At 70.9% G+C, this 25,307-nt stretch carries 23 protein-coding genes; 21 read left to right on the top strand and 2 right to left on the bottom strand.

The window, feature by feature from the left end; all coding sequences use genetic code 11:
- Positions 1 to 8: 8 nt before the first annotated feature.
- Positions 9 to 2,033: a primosomal protein N' gene (locus tag ABD289_RS11225; protein ID WP_344129823.1), complete on the top strand. Its 2,025-nt coding sequence runs from the start codon at positions 9 to 11 to the stop codon at positions 2,031 to 2,033.
- 116 nt (positions 2,034 to 2,149) lie between these two features.
- Here ABD289_RS11225 and ABD289_RS11220 read toward each other — a convergent pair whose 3' ends face one another.
- Complete coding sequence (locus tag ABD289_RS11220) at positions 2,150 to 3,172, bottom strand: polysaccharide deacetylase family protein (protein ID WP_344129819.1); 1,023 nt, start codon at positions 3,170 to 3,172, stop codon at positions 2,150 to 2,152.
- Positions 3,173 to 3,497: 325 nt separating this feature from the next.
- Here ABD289_RS11220 and ABD289_RS11215 point away from each other — a divergent pair, with 325 nt between their 5' ends.
- From ABD289_RS11215 to ABD289_RS11155, 13 genes are all read left to right on the top strand, one after another.
- Positions 3,498 to 4,919: a putative glycoside hydrolase gene (locus tag ABD289_RS11215; protein WP_344129815.1), complete on the top strand. Its 1,422-nt coding sequence runs from the start codon at positions 3,498 to 3,500 to the stop codon at positions 4,917 to 4,919.
- 351 nt (positions 4,920 to 5,270) lie between these two features.
- On the top strand, positions 5,271 to 7,001 hold the full coding sequence (gene ggt / locus ABD289_RS11210) for a gamma-glutamyltransferase (RefSeq protein WP_344130568.1): 1,731 nt from the start codon (positions 5,271 to 5,273) through the stop codon (positions 6,999 to 7,001).
- 81 nt (positions 7,002 to 7,082) lie between these two features.
- On the top strand, positions 7,083 to 7,628 hold the full coding sequence (def, locus tag ABD289_RS11205) for a peptide deformylase (protein ID WP_344129812.1): 546 nt from the start codon (positions 7,083 to 7,085) through the stop codon (positions 7,626 to 7,628).
- On the top strand, positions 7,628 to 8,551 hold the full coding sequence (gene fmt, locus ABD289_RS11200) for a methionyl-tRNA formyltransferase (protein WP_344129809.1): 924 nt from the start codon (positions 7,628 to 7,630) through the stop codon (positions 8,549 to 8,551). Before def ends, fmt begins: the two co-directional genes overlap by 1 nt.
- Positions 8,548 to 9,957 carry an RsmB/NOP family class I SAM-dependent RNA methyltransferase gene (locus ABD289_RS11195; RefSeq protein ID WP_344129806.1) on the top strand — a complete coding sequence of 470 codons (1,410 nt, stop codon included), beginning with the start codon at positions 8,548 to 8,550 and terminating at the stop codon, positions 9,955 to 9,957. Before fmt ends, ABD289_RS11195 begins: the two co-directional genes overlap by 4 nt.
- A 213-nt stretch (positions 9,958 to 10,170) precedes the next feature.
- Positions 10,171 to 10,584: an OsmC family protein gene (locus ABD289_RS11190; RefSeq protein ID WP_344129803.1), complete on the top strand. Its 414-nt coding sequence runs from the start codon at positions 10,171 to 10,173 to the stop codon at positions 10,582 to 10,584.
- A 227-nt stretch (positions 10,585 to 10,811) separates the two neighbouring features.
- On the top strand, positions 10,812 to 12,197 hold the full coding sequence (locus ABD289_RS11185; RefSeq protein ID WP_344129800.1) for an amino acid permease: 1,386 nt from the start codon (positions 10,812 to 10,814) through the stop codon (positions 12,195 to 12,197).
- A gap of 194 nt (positions 12,198 to 12,391) precedes the next feature.
- Entirely contained in the window at positions 12,392 to 13,072 is a 681-nt protein-coding gene (gene rpe, locus ABD289_RS11180) for a ribulose-phosphate 3-epimerase (RefSeq protein ID WP_344130565.1), read from the top strand.
- Between the two features lie 13 nt (positions 13,073 to 13,085).
- Complete coding sequence (ribD, locus tag ABD289_RS11175; protein ID WP_344129797.1) at positions 13,086 to 14,108, top strand: bifunctional diaminohydroxyphosphoribosylaminopyrimidine deaminase/5-amino-6-(5-phosphoribosylamino)uracil reductase RibD; 1,023 nt, start codon at positions 13,086 to 13,088, stop codon at positions 14,106 to 14,108.
- 37 nt (positions 14,109 to 14,145) lie between these two features.
- Complete coding sequence (locus ABD289_RS11170) at positions 14,146 to 14,802, top strand: riboflavin synthase (RefSeq protein ID WP_344129794.1); 657 nt, start codon at positions 14,146 to 14,148, stop codon at positions 14,800 to 14,802.
- Positions 14,802 to 16,100, top strand: a complete 1,299-nt coding sequence (locus ABD289_RS11165) for a bifunctional 3,4-dihydroxy-2-butanone-4-phosphate synthase/GTP cyclohydrolase II (RefSeq protein WP_344129791.1) — start codon at positions 14,802 to 14,804, stop codon at positions 16,098 to 16,100. Before ABD289_RS11170 ends, ABD289_RS11165 begins: the two co-directional genes overlap by 1 nt.
- Positions 16,097 to 16,597, top strand: coding sequence for a 6,7-dimethyl-8-ribityllumazine synthase (gene ribH / locus ABD289_RS11160; RefSeq protein ID WP_344129787.1), 501 nt, complete (start codon positions 16,097 to 16,099; stop codon positions 16,595 to 16,597). Before ABD289_RS11165 ends, ribH begins: the two co-directional genes overlap by 4 nt.
- On the top strand, positions 16,594 to 17,031 hold the full coding sequence (locus ABD289_RS11155) for a PH domain-containing protein (protein WP_344129784.1): 438 nt from the start codon (positions 16,594 to 16,596) through the stop codon (positions 17,029 to 17,031). The genes ribH and ABD289_RS11155 overlap by 4 nt, the downstream gene beginning before the upstream one ends.
- Before the next feature lie 70 nt (positions 17,032 to 17,101).
- Here ABD289_RS11155 and ABD289_RS11150 read toward each other — a convergent pair whose 3' ends face one another.
- Positions 17,102 to 17,476 (bottom strand): FKBP-type peptidyl-prolyl cis-trans isomerase, encoded by a 375-nt coding sequence (locus ABD289_RS11150; protein WP_344129781.1) that lies wholly within the window; start codon positions 17,474 to 17,476, stop codon positions 17,102 to 17,104.
- An 82-nt stretch (positions 17,477 to 17,558) separates the two neighbouring features.
- Between ABD289_RS11150 and ABD289_RS11145 the strand changes: the two genes are divergently transcribed.
- The 7 genes from ABD289_RS11145 (at position 17,559) to gap (ending at position 25,189) form a co-directional block, all read left to right on the top strand.
- The gene (locus tag ABD289_RS11145) at positions 17,559 to 17,705 is read left to right on the top strand and encodes a hypothetical protein (protein ID WP_344129778.1); all 147 of its coding nucleotides are present in this window, start codon (positions 17,559 to 17,561) and stop codon (positions 17,703 to 17,705) included.
- Positions 17,706 to 17,812: 107 nt separating this feature from the next.
- A complete protein-coding gene (locus tag ABD289_RS11140) occupies positions 17,813 to 18,835 on the top strand; it encodes a beta/alpha barrel domain-containing protein (protein WP_344129775.1) in 1,023 nt (340 codons plus the stop codon).
- Positions 18,836 to 18,999: 164 nt separating this feature from the next.
- Positions 19,000 to 21,003: an excinuclease ABC subunit UvrC gene (gene uvrC, locus ABD289_RS11135; protein ID WP_344129772.1), complete on the top strand. Its 2,004-nt coding sequence runs from the start codon at positions 19,000 to 19,002 to the stop codon at positions 21,001 to 21,003.
- A 2-nt stretch (positions 21,004 to 21,005) separates the two neighbouring features.
- Positions 21,006 to 21,887 carry an RNase adapter RapZ gene (gene rapZ, locus ABD289_RS11130; RefSeq protein WP_344129769.1) on the top strand — a complete coding sequence of 294 codons (882 nt, stop codon included), beginning with the start codon at positions 21,006 to 21,008 and terminating at the stop codon, positions 21,885 to 21,887.
- Between the two features lie 8 nt (positions 21,888 to 21,895).
- Positions 21,896 to 22,840 carry a gluconeogenesis factor YvcK family protein gene (locus tag ABD289_RS11125; protein ID WP_344130562.1) on the top strand — a complete coding sequence of 315 codons (945 nt, stop codon included), beginning with the start codon at positions 21,896 to 21,898 and terminating at the stop codon, positions 22,838 to 22,840.
- 3 nt (positions 22,841 to 22,843) lie between these two features.
- Positions 22,844 to 23,830: a DNA-binding protein WhiA gene (gene whiA / locus ABD289_RS11120; protein WP_344129766.1), complete on the top strand. Its 987-nt coding sequence runs from the start codon at positions 22,844 to 22,846 to the stop codon at positions 23,828 to 23,830.
- A gap of 348 nt (positions 23,831 to 24,178) precedes the next feature.
- Positions 24,179 to 25,189, top strand: a complete 1,011-nt coding sequence (gene gap, locus ABD289_RS11115) for a type I glyceraldehyde-3-phosphate dehydrogenase (RefSeq protein ID WP_344129763.1) — start codon at positions 24,179 to 24,181, stop codon at positions 25,187 to 25,189.
- The last annotated feature ends 118 nt before the right edge of the window (positions 25,190 to 25,307 follow it).

Raw genomic sequence — 25,307 nt, 5'->3', positions numbered from 1 at the left:
GAAGAGGTATGGCAGGTGCACAACCCCGGAAGAAGAAGGGGGAGCAGACCGATACGGCCGCAGCGGCGAATCTGCCGATCGCGCGCGTGCTGGTCGACGTGGCGCTGCCGGTGCACCTGGACCGCCCCTTCGACTACAAGATCCCCGAACGGCTCGACGCCGAGGCGGTGCCCGGCTGCCGCGTGCGGGTGCGGTTCCGGGGCAGGCTCGTCGACGGCTACCTGCTCGAGCGTCGGGAGACCAGCGATTTCCAGGGCGCGCTGGCCTGGGTCGAGCGGGTGCCCTCGCCCGAGCCGGTGCTGACCCCGGATCTGCTGGCCCAGGCGCAGGCCGTGGCCTCCCGGTACGGGGGCATGCTGGCCGACGTCGTGCGGCTGGCGATCCCGCCGAGGCACGCGCGGGCGGAGAAGTCCGCGCCGACCGAGCCCGTACCCGCACCCGAGCGGCCGGCGGCCGAGGGCTGGCAGCGCTACCAGCACGCCGGGTCCTTCCTGGACGCGGTGCACGCGGGACGCCCCGCGCGGGCGGTGTGGCAGGCGCTGCCCGGCGAGGACTGGCCGATGCGGCTGGCCGAGGCCGCCGCGACCACCGCCGCGGGCGGGCGCGGGGCGCTGATCGTGGTCCCCGACCACCGGGATCTGCAACGTCTCGAGGACGCCTGCCGGTTGCTGGTGGGCGACTCGGTCGTCGCGCTGGCCGCCGACACCGCGCCGGAGAAGCGCTACAAGCGCTGGCTCGCGGCTCTTCGCGGCGCCGCGCGCGTGGTGATCGGCACGCGCGCGGCGATGTTCGCGCCGGTGCGCGACCTCGGCCTGGCCGTGGTCTGGGACGACGGCGACGACCTGCACAGCTATCCGAACACGCCGTACCCGCACACCCGCGACGTGCTCACCCAGCGCGCGCACACCACCGGAGCCGCGCTGGTCGTCGGCGGGTTCGCGCGCACCGCCGAGGCGGCGCTGCTGGTCGAATCCGGCTGGGCGCACGAGCTCGTCGCGCACCGCACCGAGGTGCGCAACGCGGCCCCGCGGGTGACCGCCATCGGTGAGGACGACACGCAGATCGCCCGCGACCCCGCCGCTCGCGCCGCGCGGCTGCCCTCGGTGGGCTTCGAGGCCGCGCGGGCCGCGTTGAAGGCGGGAGCACCCGTTCTGGTGCAGGTTCCGCGGCGGGGATACGTGCCCGCGCTGGCCTGCGGGGATTGCCGGGAACGGGCGCGGTGCAGGCGCTGCGCCGGACCGCTCGCGCTGCCCGGCGGGACCGAGGCAGGGGCGCCGAAACCCGCGGCGTGTAAGTGGTGCGGGGCCACCGAGGCGGCGTTCAAATGCCCGGAGTGCGGGTCGCGCAGGCTGCGCGCCATCTCCGTCGGGGCGGGCCGCACCGCCGAGGAGATGGGCCGGGCGTTCTCCGGGGTGCCGGTGCGCACCTCCGGGGCGGGGGAGGTGCTGTCCAGCGTGCCGGGCAAACCCGCGCTGATCGTGTGCACGCCCGGAGCCGAACCGGTCGCCGAAGGCGGCTACGGCGCGGCGCTGCTGCTCGACGGGCGCACGCTGCTCGGGCGACCGGAACTGCGGGCCGCCGAGCACGCGCTGCGCAAGTGGTTCGCCGCGGCCGCGCTGGTCCGGCCTGCGAGCGAGGGCGGGCGAGTGGTCGTGATGGCGGAGTCCTCGCTGCAGCCGGTGCAGGCGCTGGTCCGCTGGGACCCCTCCTGGTTCGCGTCGATGGAGCTGGCCGAGCGCACCGAGCTCGGCTTCCCGCCGGCTCGCCGGGTGGCCGCCGTGGACGGGACGCCGGAAGCCATCGAAGCGCTGCTGGACTCGGCGGATCTGCCTTCCACCGCGGAGGTTCTGGGGCCGGTGCCGCTCGGCGAGGTCGACGAGGACGGTGCCTCCGAGCGGGAGCGGCTGATCGTGCGGGTGGACCGCACCGAGGGCCGCGCGCTGGCGGATTCGCTGCACGCGGCCCAGGCCGTGCGCGCCGCGCGCAAGGCCACCGAGCTGCAGGTCCGGTTGGATCCGCTCGAAATGCTCTGAGGGGACACTTCGGTTTGTGCTTCGCGCGGGAGGAACCTCGGAAGCCGCCGGGCTGCGGGATCCGCGGCTCCGCCGCATGCTGCGAGGGCCCCTGAATCGGTGCGGTTTTCGTCGGGTCAGTAGCGGTGGAGGTTGCCGACGTGCGGTGCCGGCTCGGTCGAGGCCGCCTGCGGCGCCGAGACCTTGGTGGGATCGCCGTCGGAGGTGTAGCGCGAGTCCGGATCGGCGGCGAGCTTGTCGAGCCACTTGGTCGAGCCGTAGTCGGCGCCCTCGCCCTCGGGGCCCTGCGAGCGGATCCGCGGGATGTTCGCCGGGTCGAAGTCGCTGCTGAACGGCGACGGGGCCGGGTTGGAACCGACGAGCATGACGCTGCTGTGCCGGTAGCTCACGCCGTCGGCGGAACCGCTGGAGGCCAGCGCCTCGGCGTCCGGGTGCACGCCCAGCGGCAGCGCCATCGAGTTGACCGGTACGTCCGGAAGGGCTTCGTTGATCACGCGTTGCATGCCGGCGATCTCGCGCTGCGCCTCGGTGGCTGACACGTTGCCCAGGTTCGGGTGGTCGACGGTGTGGTTGCCGATCTCGAAGCCGTGTTCGTGCAGCCAGGTGAGCGTGCGGTGCCCGCCGGGCTCCTCGAAGGGCGGGTCGAACACGTACAGCGTTGCGGTGGGGCGGAAATCCGGGTGTGCTTCGGCGACCGAGAGCAGGATCCGGATCGCGGTGCCGGGTGCCGGTTCGCCCGAGGAGTCCAAAGTGAACTGCGATGCCGAACCGTCGTCGAAGGTCAGCACCACCGGGTGCTTCCCGGCCGGGATGTCGATCTTGCCGGTGGCGTACTCGGTGGCGGTGACCGGGACGTAGTCCTCATCGGCCAGTCTCTCCAGCTCGGCGCGGAAGTCCTCGGGCGTGCGGTCGTAGACGCTGCTCGGGTCGGGGGTGATCCGGTGATACATCAGCACCGGGACGTCGCCGAGCTCGTTGGCGCCGATGGCGGCGGGATCCGGCGGGGGTGGTGGTGCGGCGGGTTCCGGTGGTGGTGCCGGTGCGGAGGGCTCGGTGGGCGCGGCGGGGGCGCTGCACGCGGCGGCGGCCAGCAGGCCCGCGAGCGCGGCGGCGCGAATCATCGCTCTGGAAAGCAGCATCGGCACCAACGGTATAGATCGACTTCCGTCGGCGGGATACTCCAACTGGCCAATTGAGCTAGCCCGAAACGCCTGCGACAGTGGTATCCCGGATGCGCAGAGCACTCCGGAATGCACATGTACAGCAACGAAATTCGTGCACCGCGCGGGTTCGCCTTAAGTCGGGGAGGCGAAAGCCATGTCGGATGCGGCCACAGCGCGCTCTCGCATCACAGGCAAGTCAATCGCGATCGGGATCGGGACCGCTCTGGTTCTGGTCCTCGGTTTCCTACTGTTACGAACGCTGTCCACACAGGATGTTCGTGTCACCGGACTGGAGCAGCCGGTGACCCCTGATGCCGAAGTCGGTGTGCGGGGCGTGAGCAACGCGACGATCACGGTGGACGGCGAGAAGGTTCCGGCGCGGAAGGCGCCGGGCGGCTTGAACGTCGGCACCGCAGGGTTGCCCGACGGCGAGCACGAGTTGGCCGTCGAGACCGAGCGGAGTCCTTCCTGGCTCGGTTCAGACACCATCACCAAGAAGTTCACAGTGGACTCCACCCCGCCGGAACTGCAGGTCGATGACTCGCTGCGTCCGGAGGCGCCGAACAAGCCGGTCACCGTCACGGGTGCCGCCAAGGGCGCCGAGAGCGTCGAGGTGGCGGGCAAGAAGGTCGAAACCGGGCGCGACGGCGGGTTCAGCGTCCGGATCGACCGCCCGGACCGCGAAGTCCGCGTCGTGGCCACCGACGCGGCGGGCAACCGGGCCGAGAAGACCATGACCGTGCACACCAAGCACCCCGGGATGCGCGCGGTGCACATGACCGGTTTGGCCTGGACCAGCGAGTCGCTGCGCGAACCGGTCCTGGAGATGGCCCGCCAGGGCAAGATCGACACCGTCCAGCTCGACATCAAGGACGAGAGCGGCGAGGTCGTCTACGATTCCAAGGTGCCGATGGCCAACGAGATCGGCGCGGTCAAGGGCTACTACGACGCGCGGCAGGCCCTCGACCAGCTGCACGGCATGGGCGTGCGGGTGGTCGGCAGGCTCGTCGCGTTCAAGGACCCGATCCTGGGCAAGGCGTCCTGGGAGAGCGGACATCCCGAACGGGTCGTGCAGAACGCGAACGGTCAGGCCTGGCAGGGCGGTTACGGGTCCTACGCGTTCACCAACTTCGCCGACCCGGTGGTGCGCAAGTACAACGTCGACATCGCCACCGAGGCCGCCAAGCTGGGCTTCGACGACATCCTCTACGACTACGTGCGCCGTCCGGACGGCCACATCGAGCAGATGCGCATCCCCAACCTGAAGGGCACTCCCGAGCAGGGCATCGCGGAGTTCCTCAAGGAGACCCAGTCGGCGGTGCGCTCCAGCGGTGCGCTGCTCGGCGCCTCGGTGTTCGGCGTCGCGGTGGACCGGCCGACCGAGATCGCGCAGGACATCCCGCTGATGTCGAAGTACGTCGACTACATCTCGCCGATGGTCTACCCGTCGCACTGGGCGGAGGGCGAGTTCGGCGTGGCCAACCCGAACTCCCAGCCGTTCGACATCGTGCAGCGCTCGCTGGCGGCCTTCGGCAAGCAGGTCGAGGGCACCGACGTGCAGATCATCCCGTGGTTGCAGGACTTCAGCCTCGGCGTGGGGTACGGTCCTGCCGAGGTCAAGGCCCAGATCGACGCGGCGGCGAGCAACGGCATGGATTCGTTCCTGCTGTGGGCTCCCAACTGCCGCTACCACGAAGCGGCGCTGGTTCCCAAGACCGGCTGACCGGGTAGGCCCTCGTGGGTTCTCTGCGGTGCCCACGAGTTGATGAGGGCGGGTGTTCGTCTCGTCGGGGGAGACGAACGACCCGCCCTCGTCTGTCTCCACCCCTCGCGCCCCGCCAACACCGAATTCCAGGGAATTCCGGGTACCGAAAACCAGGGAATTCGGGGGCGCGTTTTCGAGGGTTTTCGGGGTGCGGGGGTGGCGTTGGGGCGGTCGGGTGATCTGAGTTGTGGCGATGTGCCCGGGTGGGCAGGGTGTTGCCCGTCGGTGATCTTCGCGAGGGGAGCGATCGTGGGTCGTGGTCTGCGGGTCGGTATCAGCGTCGTCGCGGCACTCGGGTTGATCGCGCCGATGGCGCAGGCCCGGCCCGTCGAACAACCGCCGCCCAAGCGAGCCGTGGCCACCGGGTACGGCGGTGCCGTCTCCAGCGTCGATCCCGACGCCACGCGCATCGGGCTCGACGTGCTGAGCCGCGGCGGGACCGCCACCGACGCGGCCGTGGCCACCGCCGCCGCGCTCGGGGTGACCGAGCCCTACTCCGCAGGCATCGGTGGTGGCGGGTTCTTCGTGCGCTACGACGCCGCGACCGGGAAGGTCGACACGATCGACGGCCGGGAAACCGCGCCCGCCGCGGCCGACGAGGGCTTGTTCCTCGACGAGGACGGCAACCCGCTGCCCTTCGGCGAAGCCGTCACCAGCGGGCTCGGTGTCGGAGTGCCGGGAACCCCGGCCACCTGGCAGCGCGCCCTGGACCGGTGGGGCACCAAGAGCCTCGGCGATGTGCTCGAACCCGCCGAGGAACTCGCTCGCGAGGGTTTCGTGGTGGACCGCACCTTCCACGACCAGACAGCCGAGAACGCCGAGCGCTTCGCCGACTTCCCGGCCACCCAGGAGCTGTTCCTGCCCGGCGGTGAACCACCGGAGATCGGCAGCGTGCTGCGCAACCCGGACCTGGCCGACACCTACCGGCGGCTGGCGCGCGAGGGCACCGACGAGATCTACCGCGGCCCGATCGGCCGGGACATCGCGCGCACCGTCACCGACCCGCCCGTCGACCCGGCCGCCGAGCGCGAGGTCCGTCCCGGAGCGATGACCGCCGAGGACCTCGCCGACTACCGCGCCCTCGACGCGGAGCCCACGCACGTCGATTACCGCGGTTACGACGTCTACGGCCAGGCGCCCGCATCCTCCGGCGGCACCACCGTCGGCGAGGCGCTCAACATCCTGGAGCGCACCGACCTCGCCGCTGCCGACGAGGCCGGTTACCTGCACCGCTACCTCGAGGCCGCCAAGGTCGCCTTCGCCGACCGCAACCGCTGGGTCGGCGACCCCGAGTTCTCCGACGTGCCCACCGAGGAGCTCACCGGCGACGAGTTCGCCGCCGCCCGCGAGTGCCTGATCAGCGATGACGCCGTGCTGCCCGCACCGGTCGCGGCGGGCGACCCGCGCGGGCCGCAGGACTGCACCGCGCGCACCAGCGACGCCCGCGAGCCCTACGAGGGGCCGAACACCACGCACCTGACCGTCGCGGACGCCCGCGGCAACGTGGTGTCCTACACGCTGACCATCGAGCAGACCGGCGGCAGCGCGATCACCGTGCCCGGCAGGGGATTCCTGCTCAACAACGAGCTCACCGACTTCTCGTTCACCCCGAACGCCCCGGGACAGCCCGATCCGAACCTGCCCGGCCCGGGCAAGCGCCCCCGCTCCTCGATGAGCCCGACCATCGTGCTGCGCGACGGCGAGCCGGTGCTGGCCGCCGGCAGTCCGGGCGGCTCCACGATCATCACCACCGTGCTGCAGGTGCTCACCGGACGACTCGACCGCGGCATGTCCCTGGAGCAGGCCATCGCCGAGCCGCGCGCCTCGCAGCGCAACAGCGACGAGACCGACGCCGAACCCGGCTTCCTCGCCAGGCCCGAAGCCGACTCCCTCCGGCGGCTGGGACACCGGTTCGCCGGCACGGCCGAGATCGGCGCCGCCACCGGCGTCGAGCGCCTCCCGGACGGGCGTTGGGTGGCCGCCGCCGAATCCGAGCGGCGCGGCGGCGGCGCGGCCGGGGTCGTGGTGCCCGCTCCCTGACCGCCGGTGCGGCGACCTGAACGGGCTGACCTCTAGACTCGTCGGGTCGCCCCGCAGCAGTCGACAGTTCAGGGAGTACCCGTGACCGTCCAGCCGATCAGACTCTTCGGCGACCCCGTACTACGCACCGAGGCCGATGAGGTGGTCGACTTCGACAAGGAGCTGCGCACCCTCGTCAAGGACCTCTGGGACACCATGGAGAAGCAGGGCGGCGCCGGTCTGGCCGCCCCGCAGCTGGGCGTGAGCCAGCGGGTGTTCACCTACCACTGCGACGGCTTCGCGGGCCACATCGTCAACCCCACCTGGACGCGCGTCGGCGACGAGGACCAGCTCGGACCGGAAGGCTGCCTGTCCATCCCGGGCATGTCCTGGGACTGCCTGCGCTCCCAGCACGTGGTGGCAACCGGCTGGAACGCGCACGGCGAGCCGATCCAGGTCGAGGGCACCGACCTGCTGGCCCGCTGCATCCAGCACGAGACCGATCACCTCGACGGCGTGCTGTTCCTCGACCGGCTCGACGAGGAGACCCGCAAGGCCGCGATGCGCGAGATCCGCGCTGCGGATTGGTTCGACGGTTCCGCGCCGGTGATCAAGCAGAATCCGCACCCGCTGTTCGGAGGCCGCTGATGCGCGTCGTCTTCGCAGGCACGCCCGCGCCCGCGGTGCCCGCGCTGCGGGCGCTGATCGATTCCGACCGGCACGAGGTGGCCGCCGTGGTCACCCGGCCCGACGCGCCCGCAGGACGCGGTCGCAAGCTGGTGCGATCGCCGGTCGGTGCGCTGGCCGACGAGCACGGCATCGAGGTGCTCACCCCCGCCAAGGTCTCCGATCCGGAGTTCCTGGCGCGGCTGGCCGAGATCGGCCCGGACTGCTGCCCCGTGGTGGCCTACGGCGCGCTGCTGCGCGAGGAGGCGCTGTCCATCCCCGAGCACGGCTGGATCAACCTGCACTTCTCGTTGCTGCCCGCCTGGCGGGGTGCCGCTCCGGTGCAGGCCGCGATCCGGCACGGCGACGAGATCACCGGCGCCAGCACGTTCCGCATCGTCCCCGAGCTCGACGCCGGCCCGGTGTTCGGCGTGGTCACCGAGCCGGTGCGCGAGACCGACACCGCCGGTGAACTCCTCGAGAGGTTGTCGGTCTCCGGGGCGCAGCTGATGGCCGCGACCCTCGACGGCGTCGAGGACGGCAGCGTGCGCGCCGAGGAGCAGCCGGCCGATGGCGTCAGCTACGCGCCCAAGGTCACCGTGGAGGACGCCAAGGTCGACTTCACCGCGCCGGCCGCGGCCGTCGACCGCGTCATCCGCTCGGTCACCCCCGATCCCGGAGCCTGGGCGCTGCTGGGCGAGGAGCGGTTCAAGCTCGGTCCGGTGACCATCACCGAGGAGCGGCTCTCGCCCGGCGAGATCAAGCCGGAGAAGAAGCGCGTGCTGGTCGGAACCGGCACCACAGCGGTCGCGCTGGGCGAGGTGCAGGCGGCGGGCAAGAAGCGCATGCGCGCCACCGACTGGGCCCGCGGCACCCACATCGAGCAAGGAGAAGCACTCAAGTGAACGATCGCCGCCGGCGGCCCAATCGTCCGCCGAAGGCCCGTCCGCCGCAGCGCAAGCCCAACCCGCGGCCGGTCGATGTCGATCCGGTCCGGCTGGTCGCGGTGGAAACCCTGCGGATGGTCCGCGAACGCGACGCCTACGCCAACCTCGCGTTGCCGCCGCTGCTCAAGCAGCGCGAGCTCAGCGGGCGCGACGCGGGTCTGGCCACCGAGCTGACCTACGGCGCCTGCCGCGCGCGGGGACTGCTCGACGCGGTGATCGGCGAGTGCAGCAACCGGCCGCTGTCCGAACTGGACCCGAAGGTGCTCGACGCGCTGCGCGTCGGGGTGTACCAGCTGCTCCGGACCCGGATTCCGGCGCACGCCGCGGTCGGGTCGACCGTGGACATCGTCCGGTTCGAGAACGGTTCCAAGACAGCCGGTTTCGCCAACGCGGTGATGCGGCGAGCGGCCGAGCTGGACGAATCCGAGTGGGTCGACAAGGTCGCGCCGGACCGCTCGAAGGACCCGGTGGGCTACCTGGCGATGAAGCACGCCCACCCGCGCTGGATCGCGCAGGCCTTCGCCGACGCGATCGGCCTCGACGAACTCGAGGACGCCCTGGCCGCCGACGACGCGCGTCCCGCGGTGCATCTCACGGCTCGGCCGGGCGAGATCAGCGCTGACGAGCTGGCGGCCATCACCGGGGGAGACCCCGCGCCGTACTCGCCGTACGGCGTGCGGCTGGACGCGGGCGCAGGCGACCCCGGGGATCTGGAACCGGTGCAGGAGGCCTTCGCCTCCGTGCAGGACGAGGGCAGCCAGCTGGTCAGCCTCGCGCTGACGAGCCCGCCGGTGGAGGGTTCCGACCTGCGGTGGCTCGACCTGTGCGCGGGTCCCGGTGGCAAGGCCGGGCTGCTCGGCTCGCTGGTGACCCTCGACGGCGGGGAGCTCGACGCCGTCGAGCAGGCCAAGCACCGCGCCGACCTCGTGCGCAAGACCACCGAGGGTCTGTCGGTCGAGGTGCATGTCGGCGACGGCCGGGATCCGGGACTGCGGGCTGGTTACGACCGCGTGCTCGTGGACGCCCCGTGCACCGGGCTCGGCGCGCTGCGCCGCCGTCCGGAGGCTCGCTGGCGGCGCAGCCCGGAGGACGTCGGCGAACTCACGCGCTTGCAGCGGGAGCTGCTGACCTCGGCGATCGAGTTGACCCGTCCCGGCGGGGTCGTCGCCTACGTGGTGTGCTCGCCGCACCTGCCGGAGACGGAAGGCGTGGTCGCCGACGTGGTCCGGCGCACCGGCGTCACCCAGCTCGACGCTCGCGAGCACTTCCCGGACGTCCCGGACCTGGGCGAGGGCCCGGGTGTTCAGCTCTGGCCCCATCGCCACGGCACCGACGCCATGTTCTGCGCCCTGCTGCGAGTGTGACGCATAACACCCACCTTGCCCTGGTCTTTTCCTCGACCCGCCACTGCTCCGACCAACTTCCCTCGAAAACGTGCCCCCGAATTCCCTGGAATTCGGGGGACGGATTTCCAGGGAATTCGGGGGCGGGTCGCTCGGGGGAGGGACAGGGTGGGGGTGGAGGTGGTGGAGTTCGGGGTCGGGTTCCGTTGTCGTCGGTGAAGTTGGGTGGTTCTGATGTCTGGCACTCCTGTCGAGGTCTCGCGCAGCGGTGAGCACCGGTTCGTGGCGACCAACGAGCGCGGAGCCTCGGTGCAGATCGGGCGCGACGGTGCCGAGGGAGCGTTCACACCGGGTGAGCTGCTGCTGGCGGCCGTGGCCGGGTGCTCCGCGGTGACCAGCGAGAACCTGCTGATCCGCAGGCTCGGTGCCGACGCCGAGCTCACCGTGCGGGCCGACCGGACCAAGACCGCGGAGGACAAGCACAAGTTCGCCGCCATCCAGACGGCCTTCGACGTCGATCTCTCGGCGATCCCGGAGGACGAGCGGGCCAAGCTCGTCGAGGCCGTCGAGCGCTCCATCGCGAAGTACTGCACGGTCTCGCGCTCGGTGGAGGAGTCCACGCCCATCGAACTCACGCTGCCGAGCTGACGGCCGGCCCGGCTGCGGATTCGTCCCGCTCGCGGAGCGAGCCTCGACCCGCCGTGCCGTCCGCGCGGACGGCACGGCGGGCTCACGCAGCGCGTGACCCGCATCTCGGTCTCCCCTCGGCGCGGGCGCGCGGAGGCAACAACTCGGACACCGCCCGCCTTTTCGCGGGGTTGGTCGTCGTAGGGTGCTCGGGTTCGCGCGTGGAGCACTAGCGAGGAGGAACCCAGGTGGTGCAGGAGGACGCCCCTCCGGTCGAGACCGGGCTGCGCCGGTCGCTGTCCGGTCGCCAGGTCGGGATGATTGCGATCGGCGGAGCGATCGGGACCGGGTTCTTCCTCAGCTCGGGCCTGGCGATCTCGATCGCGGGCCCTGCGGTGATCATCGCCTACGCGGTGGCCGCGTTCGCCGCGCTGGCGCTCGCGTTCGCACTGGCCGAGATGATCGTGGTGCATCCCGAGGCCGGTGGCTTCGGTGCCGTGATCCGCGAGTACCTCGGCGGGTTGCCCGGGTTCATCTCGCGCTGGATCTACTGGGCCGCGCAGGTGGTCAACATCGGTAGCGAGGTCATCGCCGCCGGGCTCTACTTGCAGTTCTGGTACCCCGAGCTGCCGCTGTGGATGCCCGTCGTGGCCTTCTCCGCGGTCATGCTGGCGGTCAACATCACGGCGGTGCGCTTCTTCGGCGAGTTCGAGTACTGGTTCGCCATGATCAAGGTCGCGACGATCGTGGTGTTCATCGGACTCGGCGTCATCTACATGATCTTCGGCCTGCCCGGCCAGGAGGCCGTGGGCGTCGACGCCCTGACCGCGCACGGCGGCTTCCTGCCCAACGGCCTCGGTGCGGTGTGGCTCGCGCTGGCCGTGGTCACGTTCTCCTACCTGGGTACCGAGGCCGTCTCGCTGACCGCGGCCGAGTCCAAGAACCCCGGCCGGGACGTGCCCCGCGCCGCGCGCAACACGGTGCTGCGGCTCGGCCTGTTCTACGTGCTGGGCATGCTCGTGATCGTCTCGATCCTGCCGTGGAACCAGGTATCCGGTTCCGATGCGGTCACCGAGAGCCCGTTCGTGCGGCTGTTCGACCTGGTCGGCATCCCGGCGGCGGCCGGGATCATGAACTTCGTGGTGCTCACCGCCGCGCTGTCGGCGATGAACACCAACCTCTACCTGACCGCCCGGATGACCCACTCGCTGGCGATCGACGGTCTGGCGCCGAAGTTCTTCGCCAAGGTCAGCGGCAACGGCGTGCCCCGCCGCGCCCTCGGCCTGTCGGCCATCGGGCTCGCCCTGGCCGCCGCGGTCGCCTACTACGCCGAAGCATCGGCCTTCCCGCTGCTGATCGGGCTCGCGCTGTTCGGCGCGCTGATCGTGTGGCTGCTGATCTTCGCCGCGCAGATCGCGTTCCGCCGTCGTCGCGCTGCCGAGGGCCTGCCGCCGTCGCCGGTGCGCCTGCCCGGTGCGCCGGTGACCACGGTGCTGGCGATGCTGTTCATCGCCGCGGTGCTGCTGACCACCCCGTTCACCGCGCAGTTCAACACGGCGTGGAAGGCGGGCGTTCCCTTCCTGCTGCTGCTGTGCCTGGCGTACTACCTGATCACCCGAAAGCAGCGCGCCTGAGCGATCCGCCGGGCCGGAACGAGCGATCTCCGAGGCGCTGGGTGCCCTTGACCGAGCAAGTCGGTCGGGGGCGCTCGTACCCAGGGCGAATCCGAGAATCCGGCCGGACGACCCGCGCAGGGGATTGACAGGGAGGGCTGGGGCGTCAACCGGCGCCCGCAGGATTTAGACTCCGGCTTGTGTCGAACCAGCCGATGATCGCGCCTTCCATCCTCTCCGCCGACTTCGCCCGGCTCGCCGACGAGATCAACGCCGTCGGGGGTGAGCCCGGCAAACGGGCGGACTGGTTGCACGTGGACGTGATGGACGCGCACTTCGTGCCGAACCTGACTCTCGGCCTGCCCGTCGTGGAGTCGATCCTCAAGTCCACCGAGATCCCGGTGGACTGCCACCTGATGATCGACGACCCGGACCGCTGGGCGGTCGGCTACGCCGAGGCCGGTGCGTACAACGTCACCGTGCACGCCGAGGCCGCCAACGACCCGATCGCGGTCGCCAAGGACCTGCGCGCCGCGGGCGCCAAGGCAGGCCTGTCGATCAAGCCCAACACCAGCCTCGACGACTACCTCGAGGTGCTCAAGCACTACGACACGCTGCTGGTGATGTCGGTCGAGCCCGGCTTCGGCGGTCAGAAGTTCATGTCCGAGGTCCTGCACAAGGCCCGCAAGGCTCGTGAGCTCGTCGACACCGGGCACCTCAAGCTCCTCGTCGAGATCGACGGGGGCATCAACGCCGACACCATCGAGCAGGCCGCCGAATCCGGTGTCGACTGCTTCGTCGCGGGCTCTGCGGTCTACAACGCCGACGATCCGGTCGCGGCCGTCCAGGCGCTGCGCGAGCAGGCCACTCCGGCGTACAACACCGCGCACAGCTGATCGAGATCGAGCCATGGCCGCCGATGCCGTAGAGCGGGCGATGCGTGCCGCCATCGCGGCCAGTGTGGACGTGCGCGGCACCACCAGCCCCAACCCGCCGGTGGGCTGCGTGCTGCTCGACGCCGAGGGCCACATCGCCGGGGTCGGTGCCACGCAGCCCGCGGGCGGGTCGCACGCCGAGGTGGTCGCGTTGCGCGAGGCCGGCGAGCGGGCGCGGGGCGGCACCGCGGTCGTCACGCTGGAGCCGTGCGCGCACACCGGGCGCACGCCCGCGTGCGCGCAGGCGCTGCGGGAGGCCGGGGTGGCCGAGGTCGTGCACGCCGTCTCCGATCCGAACCCGCAGGCGTCCGGCGGTGCCGAGCTGCTGCGCGCCGGTGGTGTCGAGGTCCACAGTGGTCTGCTGGCCGAGGAGGTGGAAAAGGGCCCGCTGCGGGCCTGGCTGCACTTCGTCCACACCGGACGGCCCCATGTAACCTGGAAGTACGCGGCCACATTGGACGGTCGGTCGGCCGCAGCCGACGGCACCAGCAAGTGGATCAGCTCGGAGACCTCGCGCAACGAGGTGCACCGGGTGCGAGCCGCGATGGACGCCATCATCGCCGGAACCGGCACGGTGCTGGCCGACAACGCCCAGCTGACCGCCCGCGACCCGGACGGGAACCTGCTCGACAGGCAACCGCTGCGGGTGGTGGTCGGGGACCGCGACCTGCCCGCCGACGTCCGGGCGCTCGACGACGCGGCCGAGACCCTGCGGCTGCCCGGCGGCGACCCGGACGCGGTGCTGCGCGCGCTCGCCGATCGCGGTGTCGTCGACGTGCTCCTGGAAGGCGGTCCTACCCTCGCGGGTGCCTTCTGGGCGGCGGGTCGCGTCGACAGGGTGCTCGCCTACGTCGCGCCGACGCTGCTGGGCTCCGGGCCCGCGGCGCTCGGCGAGGCGGGCGTGGGAAGCATCTCGCAGGCTTGGCGGTTGTGGATCGAAGAGACGACGATGAGTGGCCCGGACCTGCGCATCAGCGCGGTTCCGCGTGACCGGTGAAACCGGCACAGCCCGGCAGGCAAGTAGGAGGCAGCAGTTGTTCACCGGGATCGTGGAAGAGCTCGGCACCGTCCGGGCCGTGGAGCCGCTGGACGACGGCGCACGGCTGACCATCGACGGGCCGGTGGTCACCGCCGATGCCAAGCACGGCGACTCGATCGCGGTCAACGGCGTGTGCCTGACCGTGGTCACCACCGGCGAGGGCGAGTTCACCGTCGACGTGGTCGCCGAAACGCTGCGCCGGTCCTCCCTGGAGCACGTCGCCGCGGGCGAGCGGGTCAACCTCGAGCGGGCCATGTCGCTGGGCGAGCGCCTCGGCGGCCACATCGTGCAGGGCCACGTCGACGGCACCGCCACCCTGCGCGAGACCGGTTCCGACGGCCTGACCTCCTTCGACCTGCCCGGGCACCTCGCCCGCTACCTGGTGGAGAAGGGTTCGATCACCGTCGACGGCGTGTCGCTGACGGTGGCCGGGATCGCGGACGGCGAACCCGCGCGGTTCTCCGTCGCGTTGATCCCCACGACGGAAGAGCTGACCACCCTCGGGCGGAAGGGCCCGGGTGATGAGGTGAACATCGAGGTGGACGTGCTGGCCAAGCACCTGGAACGGCTCTCCGCAGCGCAACTGGCCCGCACCACGCGTGGTGCCACTGCTGGTTCGGAGGACAATGGCGGCAGCAGGGAGGCGCGCTGATGAACCCCGATGACAAGGTTTCGGACACGGTGACCGAGAAGAAGTTCGACACCATCGAGCGCGCGCTGGCCGATATCGCGGCCGGGCGCCCGGTGATCGTCGTCGACGACGAGGACCGCGAGAACGAAGGCGACCTGATCTTCGCCGCGGAGAAGGCCACGCCCGAGCTGGTGGCCTTCATGGTCCGCTACACCTCGGGCTACATCTGCGTCGGCATGCCGGGAGAGGACTGCGACCGGCTCAACCTCCCGCCGATGTATCACACCAACGAGGATCGCAAGGGCACCGCGTACACCGTCACCGTGGACGCCGCCGAGGGCGTGAGCACCGGGATCTCGGCCGCCGACCGGGCCAAGACGCTGCGCATCCTGGCTCGCGACGACGCCGAGCCCGAGGACCTCACCCGGCCCGGCCACGTCGTGCCGCTGCGCGCCCGCGACGGCGGCGTGCTGCGCCGTCCCGGCCACACCGAGGCCTCCATCGACCTGGCCAGGCTGGCCGGGCTGCGCCCGGCGGGCGCGCTGTGCGAGATCGTCAGCCAGAAGTCCGAGGGCGACATGGCCCGCCGCGACGAGCTCGAGGTCTTCGCCGACGAGCACGACCTGGCGCTGATCACCATCGCCGATCTGATCGTCTACCGCCGCCGGTTCGAGAAGCAGGTGGTGCGCGTCGCCGAGGCCCGCATCCCGACCGTGCACGGCGAGTTCCGCACGGTCGGCTACGACAGCACGCTGGACGGCATCGAGCACCTCGCGATGGTCTACGGCGACATCGGCGACGGCGAGGACATCCTGGTCCGGGTGCACTCGGAATGCCTCACCGGTGACGTGCTCGGCTCGCTGCGCTGCGACTGCGGTCCGCAGCTGGACGCCGCGATGGCCAAGGTCGCCGAGGCCGGGCGCGGGGTCGTGCTCTACATGCGCGGGCACGAGGGCCGGGGCATCGGCCTGATCCACAAGCTGCAGGCCTACCAGCTGCAGGACTCCGGCTCGGACACCGTCGACGCCAACGTCGAGCTCAACCTGCCGGTGGACAGCCGGGACTACGGCCAGGGCGCGCAGATCCTGTGCGACCTGGGCATCAAGTCCATGCGGCTGCTGACCAACAACCCCGCCAAGCGCGTCGGCCTGGAGGGCTACGGCCTGCGGATCGTCGACCGGGTGCCGCTGCCGATCCGGCCCAACCCCGAGAACATCCGCTACCTGCGGACCAAGCGCGACCGGATGGGGCACGTGCTGGACAATCTCGACGACGGCGAGGACTCGTCGATCAGCGGAGACACGGGAGTGACGGCATGAGCGGGGAAGGACGGCCGCGGATCAGCGTGCCCAACGCCGAGGGGCTGCGGCTGGGCATCGCGGCGATCCGCTGGCACGAGCGGGTCGTCGATCAGATGCTGGACCGCGCGCTGCGGGCCGCCGAGGACGCCGGGATCGCCGAGCCGACGGTGGCCCGGGTACCCGGCTCGGTCGAGCTGCCGGTGGTCTGCCAGCAGCTGGCGCACTCCCACGACGCCGTGGTGGCCCTCGGTGTGGTCGTGCGCGGCGGAACCCCGCACTTCGAGTACGTGTGCGACTCGGTCACCCAGGGCCTGACCCGGGTGGCGCTCGACGAGTCCACCGCGGTCGGAAACGGCGTGCTGACCTGCGACGACCTGGACCAGGTGCTGGCGAGGGCCGGTTTCGAGGACTCGATCGAGGACAAGGGCTTCGAGGCCACCGCGGCGGCGCTGGAGACGGCGCTGACCCTGCGCGAGCTGCGCGGTGACTGGGACGGACAGCGGGGGTTCCTGTGAGCAACCGGGAAGTGGTGGCCAAGCCGGTCAAGATGCGGCGCACGGCCTATCCGATCGCGATCGTGCTGGTCGTCGTCTTCGCCGCGGTGGGCACGATGCTGCGCAGCACGCCGACCGGCGTGGTCTTCTCGGTGTCCGACCAGGTCGCGATGGGTCTGCTCGGCGTGCTGCTGGCCGCGGGTGCGCTGCTGCTGACCCGGCCGCGACTGCGCGCCGACGCCGAGGGGCTCGAAGTGCGCAACATCATCGGCACCACCCGGGTCCCGTGGAACCTGGTCGAAGGGGTCTCGTTCCCCGACGGAGCCCCCTGGGCCCGCATCGAGCTGCCCGACGACGAGTACGTGCCGATCATGGCCATCCAGGCCACCGACGGGCAGCACGCGGTGGTCGCGATGCGCGAGCTGCGCGAACTGCGCCGCAGCATCGAGGTGTAGCGCCGCGACGGCCACGACGTGCGAAGACCCCGGCGAGACAGCCATGTCGCCGGGGTCTTCGCACGAGGAACTACTCCGCCGAGACCAGGTCGCAGACGAAGATCAGGGTCTCGCCCGGCTTGATGACACCGGCCGCGCCGCGGTCGCCGTAGGCCAGCTGCGGCGGGATGGACAGCTTGCGGGTGCCGCCGACGCGCATGCCCTGCAGGCCGCGGTCCCAGCCCTCGATGACCATGCCGGAGCCCAGCTGCAGGCGCAGCGGCTGGCCGCGGTTCCAGCTGGCGTCGAACTCGGCACCGGTGGAGTGCGAGATCCCCACGTAGTGCGCCTCGACGGTGTCGCCGGCCTTGGCCTCCCGGCCGTCGCCGATCTCCAGGTCCTCGATCACCAGGTCGGCCGGCGGCTCGCCGGACGGGGCCTCGACCACGGGCTTGTCGGTGTTCACGAATGTGCTCCTTGATTCCGGAAACGTTCACCGGCCATTGTGGTCGGTAGGCGCCCGCCGGGCAGGACCGCCCCGGCGGCGGGTGGACGGAGGTGCCCGGCTCGCCCGCGCGGGCCTGCGCGAGCTCGACGAGATCATCGCCGCCCTGACTCCCGAGGACCTCACCGCCTCCGTGGAACGGGTCGAGGCGCGTTGTCGGCGCGCGGTGTTCGACTCCGCAGCGGGCTAGGCGACCGGGTCTTTCGTCCCAACCCGGCCGGGTGTGGCCGAACCCGCATGGGCCGGAGCGGCCGGGTTCGGGGACAATGAGGGGTGGTCGGCTGGTAGGAGGAGATCGTGAGCTTGGCCCAGGAGCGCAACCTTCGGCTGGTGCGGGACGTGCCGGACGAGCCCGGTGTGCGGCTCGGCGACATCGCGCTGCGCAATCGTCTGGTGACCTCGTCCAGCCTGCTGGGCTACGGGGTGGCCAACGCCAAGGTGATGGCCTACGGGATGAGTCCGATCTCGAACTTCGTGCCGCTGGAGCGCTTCGGCGCGATCACCACGCGCACGCTGACGGTCGAGCCCCGCGAGGGGCACTTCACCACCAGGGACGACTGGGCGCTGAGCGAGCTCCCCGGGCTGCTCAAGCGCTACGGCCAGGCGCTGCGGCAGGTCGATGGCGGCTGGCTGAACGCCTTCGGCTGGTGCAACGTCGGCATCGACGCCTACCTGCGGGACTACTACCCGCGCACCCGCGAGCAGAACCGGATCATCTCCGTCGGCGGGTTCTCCGCCGAGGAGTTCGTGACGCTGGTGGACAAGGTCAACACCTCCGTGCCCGCGGGTGAGATCGCGGCGCTGGAGTTCAACGTCTCCTGCCACAACGTCAACTTCGACTTCAACCGGATCATCGAGGACGTGCTGGCCGAGGCGGTGCCGCGCAGCAACCACCCGGTCATCCTCAAGCTCAGCCCGGACTACGACTACCTCGCGCACGCGCGCCTGGCCGCCAAGCACGGCGTCTCGGCGCTGACCGCGATCAACACCGTCAAGGGCCTGCGGCTGGACCCGGAGACCGGCACGCCGCTGCTCAAGAACGGCTTCGGGGGCCTGTCCGGCAAGGCCATCAAGCCGATCGGGCTGCGGGTGGTCAAGGAACTGCGCGACTCCGGCGTGACGATGCCGATCATCGCCACCGGCGGCATCCGCAGCTTCGACGACTGCCGCGAGTACTTCTGGGCGGGCGCCGACGCCGTGAGCCTGGGCAGCGCCAGCTGGTTCGCCAGCTACCCCGGCTACGTCCTCTCCCCGGTGCACGGGATGCGCATCCGCAGGGTCCTGCACCGCATCGAGAACTACACACCCCCGCCCCGCTGACTGTTCTGCCCCGAGGTTTTCCTGGGCTCGTTCTGCGTGGCGGTGCGGGTGGGGTTCGTGACAGTTTTGCCTAAAACTGTGAGCGCGCAGTCTCCGTACAGTTTTAGGCAGAACTGTCACCCCGCGTGTCAGGGGGCGTCCGGGGGTCGACGTAGGGTGGGGGCGTGGCCGATCCGTCCACTTACCGACCTGCACCAGGGACGATTCCGGATTCTCCGGGCGTCTACCGCTTCTACGACGCCACCGGGCGAGTGATCTACGTCGGGAAGGCGAAGAGCCTGCGCAGCAGGTTGTCCTCGTACTTCGCCGACCTCGCCGGGTTGCATCCGCGCACCCGCCAGATGGTCACCACCGCCACCGGCGTGACCTGGACCGTGGTGGGCACCGAGGTGGAGGCGCTGCAGCTGGAGTACTCCTGGATCAAGGAGTACGACCCGAGGTTCAACGTCCGCTACCGCGACGACAAGTCGTACCCGGTGCTGGCCGTGACGCTCGACGAGGAGTTCCCCCGGCTGTTCGTCTACCGCGGGCCCCGCAAGCGCGGTGTGCGCTACTTCGGTCCCTACGCGCACGCCTGGGCCATCCGCGAGACCCTCGACATGCTGCTGCGGGTGTTCCCCGCGCGCACCTGCTCCTCCGGCGTGTTCAAGCGGCATTCCCAGATCGGGCGCCCCTGCCTGCTCGGCTACATCGGCAAGTGCTCGGCGCCCTGCGTGGGCCGGGTCAGCGCCGACGAGCACCGCAGCATCGTCGAGGACTTCTGCGACTTCCTGGCTGGCCAGACCGACCAGCTGATGCGCAGGCTGGACAAGCAGATGCAGGAGGCCTCCGCCGAGCTGGAGTTCGAGCGCGCCGCCCGGCTGCGCGACGATCTCGAGGCGCTGCGGCGGGCGATGGAGAAGCAGGCCGTCGTGCTCGGCGATGGCACCGACGCCGACGTGGCCGCTTTCGCCGAGGACGAGCTGGCAGCGGCCGTTCAGGTGTTCCACATCCGCGGCGGCCGGGTGCGCGGTCAGCGCGGCTGGGTCATCGACAAGGTCGAGGAGACCGACACCAAGGCGCTGACCGAGCAGTTCCTCACCCAGTTCTACGGCGAGCAGGCGGCGCTGGCCGATCAGGCGGACGCGGGCGGCAGCCCGGTCCCGCGCGAGGTCCTGGTCCCGCAGCTGCCGGAGAGCTCCGAGGTCATCGCGGGCTGGCTCGGCGAGCTGCGTGGCAGCAAGGTCAGCCTGCGCGTCCCGCAGCGCGGCGACAAGCGGTCCCTGATGGAGACCGTCGAGCGCAACGCCAAGGAAGCCTTCCAGCAGTACAAGCTCCGCAGGGCGGGCGATCTCACCGCCCGCTCGGCCGCGCTGCAGGAGCTGCAGGAAGCCCTCGCGCTGGACTCGGCGCCGCTGCGCATCGAGTGCATCGACGTCAGCCACGTGCAGGGCACCGATGTCGTCGCCTCCCTGGTGGTCTTCGAGGACGGCGTGCCGCGCAAGTCCGAGTACCGCCGCTTCGAGGTGCGCGAGGGCGCCGAGGGCGGTGACGTGGGGTCCATCGACGAGGTGGTGCGTCGCCGCTTCGCCCGCTACCTGAGCGAAACCGGGCCGGACAGCGGGCAATCCGGTGAGGGCGAGCAGGGCATCGATCCGGAGACCGGGCGTCCGCGCAAGTTCGCCTACCCGCCGAACCTGCTGGTCATCGATGGCGGTGCGCCGCAGGCCAACGCGGCCTCGGACGCGCTCACCGAGATGGGCATCACCGATGTCGCGATCATCGGCCTGGCCAAGCGGCTCGAGGAGGTGTGGCTGCCCGGTGACCCCGATCCGGTGATTCTTCCGCGCACCAGCGAGGCGCTCTACCTGCTCCAGCGCGTCCGCGACGAGGCGCACCGGTTCGCGATCAGCTACCACCGGCAGAAGCGCGGCAAGCGCATGACAGGCTCCACATTGGACGCGATCCCCGGTCTCGGCGAGACCCGGCGCGCGGCGTTGCTCAAGCACTTCGGCTCGGTGAAGAAGCTCCGCCAGGCCACGGTCGACGACATCGTCGCGGTCCAGGGGATCGGTCGTCGCACGGCGGAGATCGTCCACAACGCGCTGCACGGCGCGATCGAGGACGATGGGGGACAGGCGGAGCCGGGGCAGGGAGCCGACTCCGCCGAGGACACGACAAGGGGTTAGCAGTGACTGACGAGAAGCATTCGGGCATCGAGGTCGCGGTCGTCAGCGGCCTGTCCGGAGCGGGGCGCTCGACCGCGGCCAAGTGCCTGGAGGACTTGGGCTGGTTCGTGGTGGACAACCTGCCACCGGAGCTGATCTCGACCATGGTCGAGCTCGGCGCCAGCTCCAGCGGCCAGATCACCCGCGTCGCCGTGGTCATGGACGTGCGCAGCCGGGCCTTCACCGAGGATCTCGGATCGGTCATCAAGGACCTCGACGCCCGCGGTTACAAGCCGAAGGTGGTGTTCCTGGAGGCCACCGACGACGCGCTCATCCGCCGCTTCGAGCAGGTCCGGCGCGGGCACCCGCTGCAGGGCGAGGGCAGGCTGGCTGACGGCATCGCCGCCGAGCGGTCGCTGCTGTCGCCGCTGCGCTCGGAGGCCGACCTCATCGTGGACACCAGCGGGCTGTCGGTGCACCAGCTGCGCTCCAAGATCGAGGACGCCTTCGGCACCGAGGCCAGCACCCGCACCCGGGTGACCGTGCTGTCCTTCGGCTACAAGTACGGGCTGCCGATGGACGCCGACCTGGTGATGGACTGCCGCTTCTTGCCGAACCCGTTCTGGATTCCCGAGCTGCGCGAGTTCAACGGCCTCGACGACGAGGTCCGCAACTACGTGCTCGGTCAGGAGGGCGCCGACGAGTTCCTGCAGAACTACCTCCAGCTGCTGCGCCTGGTCGGCGCCGGTTACCACCGCGAGGGCAAGCGGTACCTGACCCTGGCGCTGGGCTGCACCGGCGGCAAGCACCGCAGCGTCGCGCTGGTCGAGGAGCTGGCCCGGCGACTGGCCGAGGACGACGGGATGATGGTCAAGACGGTCCATCGGGACCTGGGGCGCGAGTGACGGGGCGGTTGCGCGCCGTCGCCCTCGGCGGCGGGCACGGTCTGCAGGCGAGCCTGGCCGCGCTGCGGCGACTCACCGACGACGTCACGGCGGTGGTCACCGTCGCCGACGACGGCGGCTCCTCCGGCAGGCTGCGTCGCGAGCTCGGCCTGCTGCCGCCCGGTGACCTGCGCAAGGCGTTAGCCGCGTTGTCCGATTCGGACTCGGACAGCAGGCTGTGGACGACGGTCTTCGAGCACCGCTTCGGCGGTAGCGGCGCGCTGGCGGGTCACGCCGTGGGCAACCTGCTGATGGCGGGGCTGCTGGAGGTGCTGGGCGATCCCGTCGAGGTGCTCGACCACACCTGCAGGCTGCTGGGCGTGCGCGGGCGGGTGCTGCCGATGTCCACGATGCCGCTCGACATGGCCGCCGACGTGGTCGGATTGGACTCGGATCCGGACGCGGTCCGGACGATCCGCGGCCAGGTGGCCATCGCCAGTACACCCGGCCGGGTGAAACAAGTGCGGTTGCACGCAAATGGGCACGAGCAGCCGGCCGCCTGCGAGCAGGCTGTGAAGGCCGTCGCGGACGCCGATCTGGTGTTGCTCGGACCCGGCTCCTGGTTCACCAGCGTGCTGCCTCACCTGCTGGTCCCGGAGCTGCACGAGGCCTTGGTGGCGACCTCCGCGCAGCGGTTCGTGGTCCTCAACCTCATCCCCCAACCGGGGGAGACGGCGGGCTTCTCGCCCGAACAACACCTAGACGTACTCTCGCAACACGCACCACGGCTGCGGGTCGACGCGGTGCTGGCCGACGCGGACTCCGTGCCCACGCCGGACCGGCTGCGCTCGGCCGCAGCCGGGATGGGTGCGCGAACTCAGCTGGACACCATCGCGGCACCCGGCGTAGACGGACGGCACGACCCGCAGGCGCTTGCGGCGAGCCTGCAGGCCGCACTGGAGAGGAGGGACTGACCAGTGGCGATGACCGCGGCGGTCAAGGACGAACTGAGCCGGCTGCCGGTGACCAAGACGTGCTGCCGGCGGGCGGAGGTGTCGTCGTTGCTGCGCTTCGCCGGCGGACTGCACATCGTCGCCGGCCGAGTGGTGATAGAGGCGGAACTGGACAGCGGTTCCACCGCGCGCCGGTTGCGCAAGGAGATCCACGAGCTGTTCGGGCACCACTCCGACGTGCACGTGATCACCTCGGGCGGCCTGCGCAAGGGCACCCGCTACGTGGTGCGCGTGGTCAAGGACGGCGAGAGCCTGGCCCGCCAGACCGGCCTGCTGGACCCGCGCGGACGCCCGGTGCGCGGGCTGCCCGCGCACGTGGTCTCCGGCGGCGCCTGCGATTCCGAAGCCGCCTGGCGCGGAGCGTTCCTGGCGCACGGCTCGCTGACCGAGCCCGGCCGGTCGTCCTCGCTGGAGGTCACCTGCCCCGGACCCGAGGCGGCCCTGGCGCTGGTCGGTGCCGCGCGGCGGATCGGGGTCTCGGCCAAGTCCCGCGAGGTGCGCGGGGCGGACCGGGTCGTGGTGCGCGATGGTGATGCCATCGGTGCGCTGCTGACCCGCATCGGCTCGCACTCCAGCGTGCTGTCCTGGGAAGAGCGCCGGATGCGCCGCGAGGTGCGGGCGACCGCCAACCGGCTGGCCAACTTCGACGACGCCAACCTGCGCCGCTCGGCCCGCGCGGCGGTCGCCGCGGCCGCCCGCGTGGAGCGGGCGTTGGAGATCCTCGGCCCGAACGCGCCCGAGCACCTCGGCGTCGCGGGACGGCTGCGCCTGGCCAACCGGCAGGCCTCCCTGGAGGAGCTCGGTCAGCTGGCCGACCCGCCGATGACCAAGGACGCCGTCGCGGGGCGGATTCGCAGGCTGCTGGCCATGGCCGACAAGCGCGCTCGCGAACTGGGTCTGCCGGACACGGAGTCGGCGGTGACCGCGGAGATGCTCGAAGCCGAGGCCTGACCTCGGGGTGGTGCGCGGACGAGGTGGTTCTCGCTGAAACCGGCCTGGCGAAACGGGCGTTTTGCCAGGTCAATCTCGGCGGGAGCCGCTGTCCCGCCGAACCGGTGAAGATGAAGTCGATCACCCGATCGCGGGTTCCCGGGTGTATTCGATTCAGAGTTCCTGAACAGGCAATACCCCGGAAACATCGACATTCGATCGCCAATGAGTAGGATCGGGTCGGCTTCACCCGGAGGCCGCTCGTGCTGGGCCCCGTGCGGGGCGCTCGCCGAGCGATAGGGTGAGCCACGAGACCATCAACTCACCCGCCGATGTCATCGGCCGGGTCAGTCACGAGGAGAGATCGGCGTGACCGTTCGCGTAGGCATCAACGGCTTCGGTCGGATCGGGCGGAACTTCTGGCGGGCGGCGACCGCCAGCGATCACGACATCGAGATCGTGGCCGCCAACGACCTGGGCGATGTCGCGACCATGGCGCACCTGCTCAAGTACGACAGCATCCTTGGTCGCGTCGACCAGGAAGTGAAGGTCGTCGACGAGGGCATCGAGGTCGGCGGCAAGCTCATCAAGATCCTCGCCGAGCGCGACCCGGGCAAGCTGCCCTGGGGCGACCTCGGGGTTGACGTCGTCGTCGAGTCCACCGGCTTCTTCACCAACGCCGAGGACGCCCGCAAGCACGTCGACGAGGGCGGCGCCAAGAAGGTCATCATCTCCGCGCCTGCCAAGGGCGAGGACCTGACCGTGGTGCTGGGCGCCAACGACGACAAGTACGACGGTTCGCAGACCGTCATCTCCAACGCCTCCTGCACCACCAACTGCCTGGCCCCGATGGTCAAGGTGCTCAACGACGCCTTCGGCATCCAAGAGGGCCTGATGACCACGGTGCACGCCTACACCGCGGACCAGAACCTGCAGGACGGCCCGCACAAGGACCTGCGTCGTTCGCGCGCCGCGGCCGTCAACGTGGTGCCGACCTCCACCGGTGCGGCCAAGGCCATCGGCCTGGTGCTGCCGGAGCTCAACGGCAAGCTCGACGGCTACGCCATGCGCGTGCCGGTGCCGACCGGTTCGGTCACCGACCTGACGGCCACCGTGCAGCAGGACGTCACCGCCGACTCGGTCAACGAGGCGTTCAAGTCCGCTGCCGCCGAGGGCCGGTTCAAGGGCATCCTCAAGTACAGCGAGGACCCGATCGTCTCCAGCGACATCGTCACCGACCCGCACTCCACGATCTTCGACTCGCCGCTGACCAAGGTCATCGGCAACCAGGTCAAGATCGTCGGCTGGTACGACAACGAGTGGGGCTACTCCAACCGGCTCGCCGACCTGGCCGCCCTGGTCGGCAAGAAGCTGGCCTGACCTGAGGTCGGTTCCAGTTTGGGGTGGCGGTGCCGGGAGCGGAACCTCAGACGTCGTCGGGCTGCGGGATCCGCTCCTTGAGCAGCGGCCTGCGCGGCGTCGCGGCTGTCCTCGCCCG

This window comes from Saccharopolyspora halophila, from assembly GCF_039531955.1.
Taxonomy (GTDB): domain Bacteria; phylum Actinomycetota; class Actinomycetes; order Mycobacteriales; family Pseudonocardiaceae; genus Saccharopolyspora; species Saccharopolyspora halophila.
The sequence above is the reverse complement of the archived record's forward strand: the minus strand, read 5'-3'. Positions and strand labels throughout refer to the sequence as shown.

Bases quoted from the DNA above. Each gene is read 5' to 3' on its own strand.
- ABD289_RS11225 (WP_344129823.1), top strand. From the start codon at position 9: ATGGCAGGTGCACAACCCCGGAAGAAGAAGGGGGAGCAGACCGATACG.
- ABD289_RS11220 (WP_344129819.1), bottom strand. From the start codon at position 3,172: ATGCTGCTTTCCAGAGCGATGATTCGCGCCGCCGCGCTCGCGGGCCTG.
- ggt (WP_344130568.1), top strand. From the start codon at position 5,271: ATGGCGCAGGCCCGGCCCGTCGAACAACCGCCGCCCAAGCGAGCCGTG.
- fmt (WP_344129809.1), top strand. From the start codon at position 7,628: ATGCGCGTCGTCTTCGCAGGCACGCCCGCGCCCGCGGTGCCCGCGCTG.
- ABD289_RS11190 (WP_344129803.1), top strand. From the start codon at position 10,171: ATGTCTGGCACTCCTGTCGAGGTCTCGCGCAGCGGTGAGCACCGGTTC.
- rpe (WP_344130565.1), top strand. From the start codon at position 12,392: ATGATCGCGCCTTCCATCCTCTCCGCCGACTTCGCCCGGCTCGCCGAC.
- ribD (WP_344129797.1), top strand. From the start codon at position 13,086: ATGGCCGCCGATGCCGTAGAGCGGGCGATGCGTGCCGCCATCGCGGCC.
- ABD289_RS11165 (WP_344129791.1), top strand. From the start codon at position 14,802: ATGAACCCCGATGACAAGGTTTCGGACACGGTGACCGAGAAGAAGTTC.
- ribH (WP_344129787.1), top strand. From the start codon at position 16,097: ATGAGCGGGGAAGGACGGCCGCGGATCAGCGTGCCCAACGCCGAGGGG.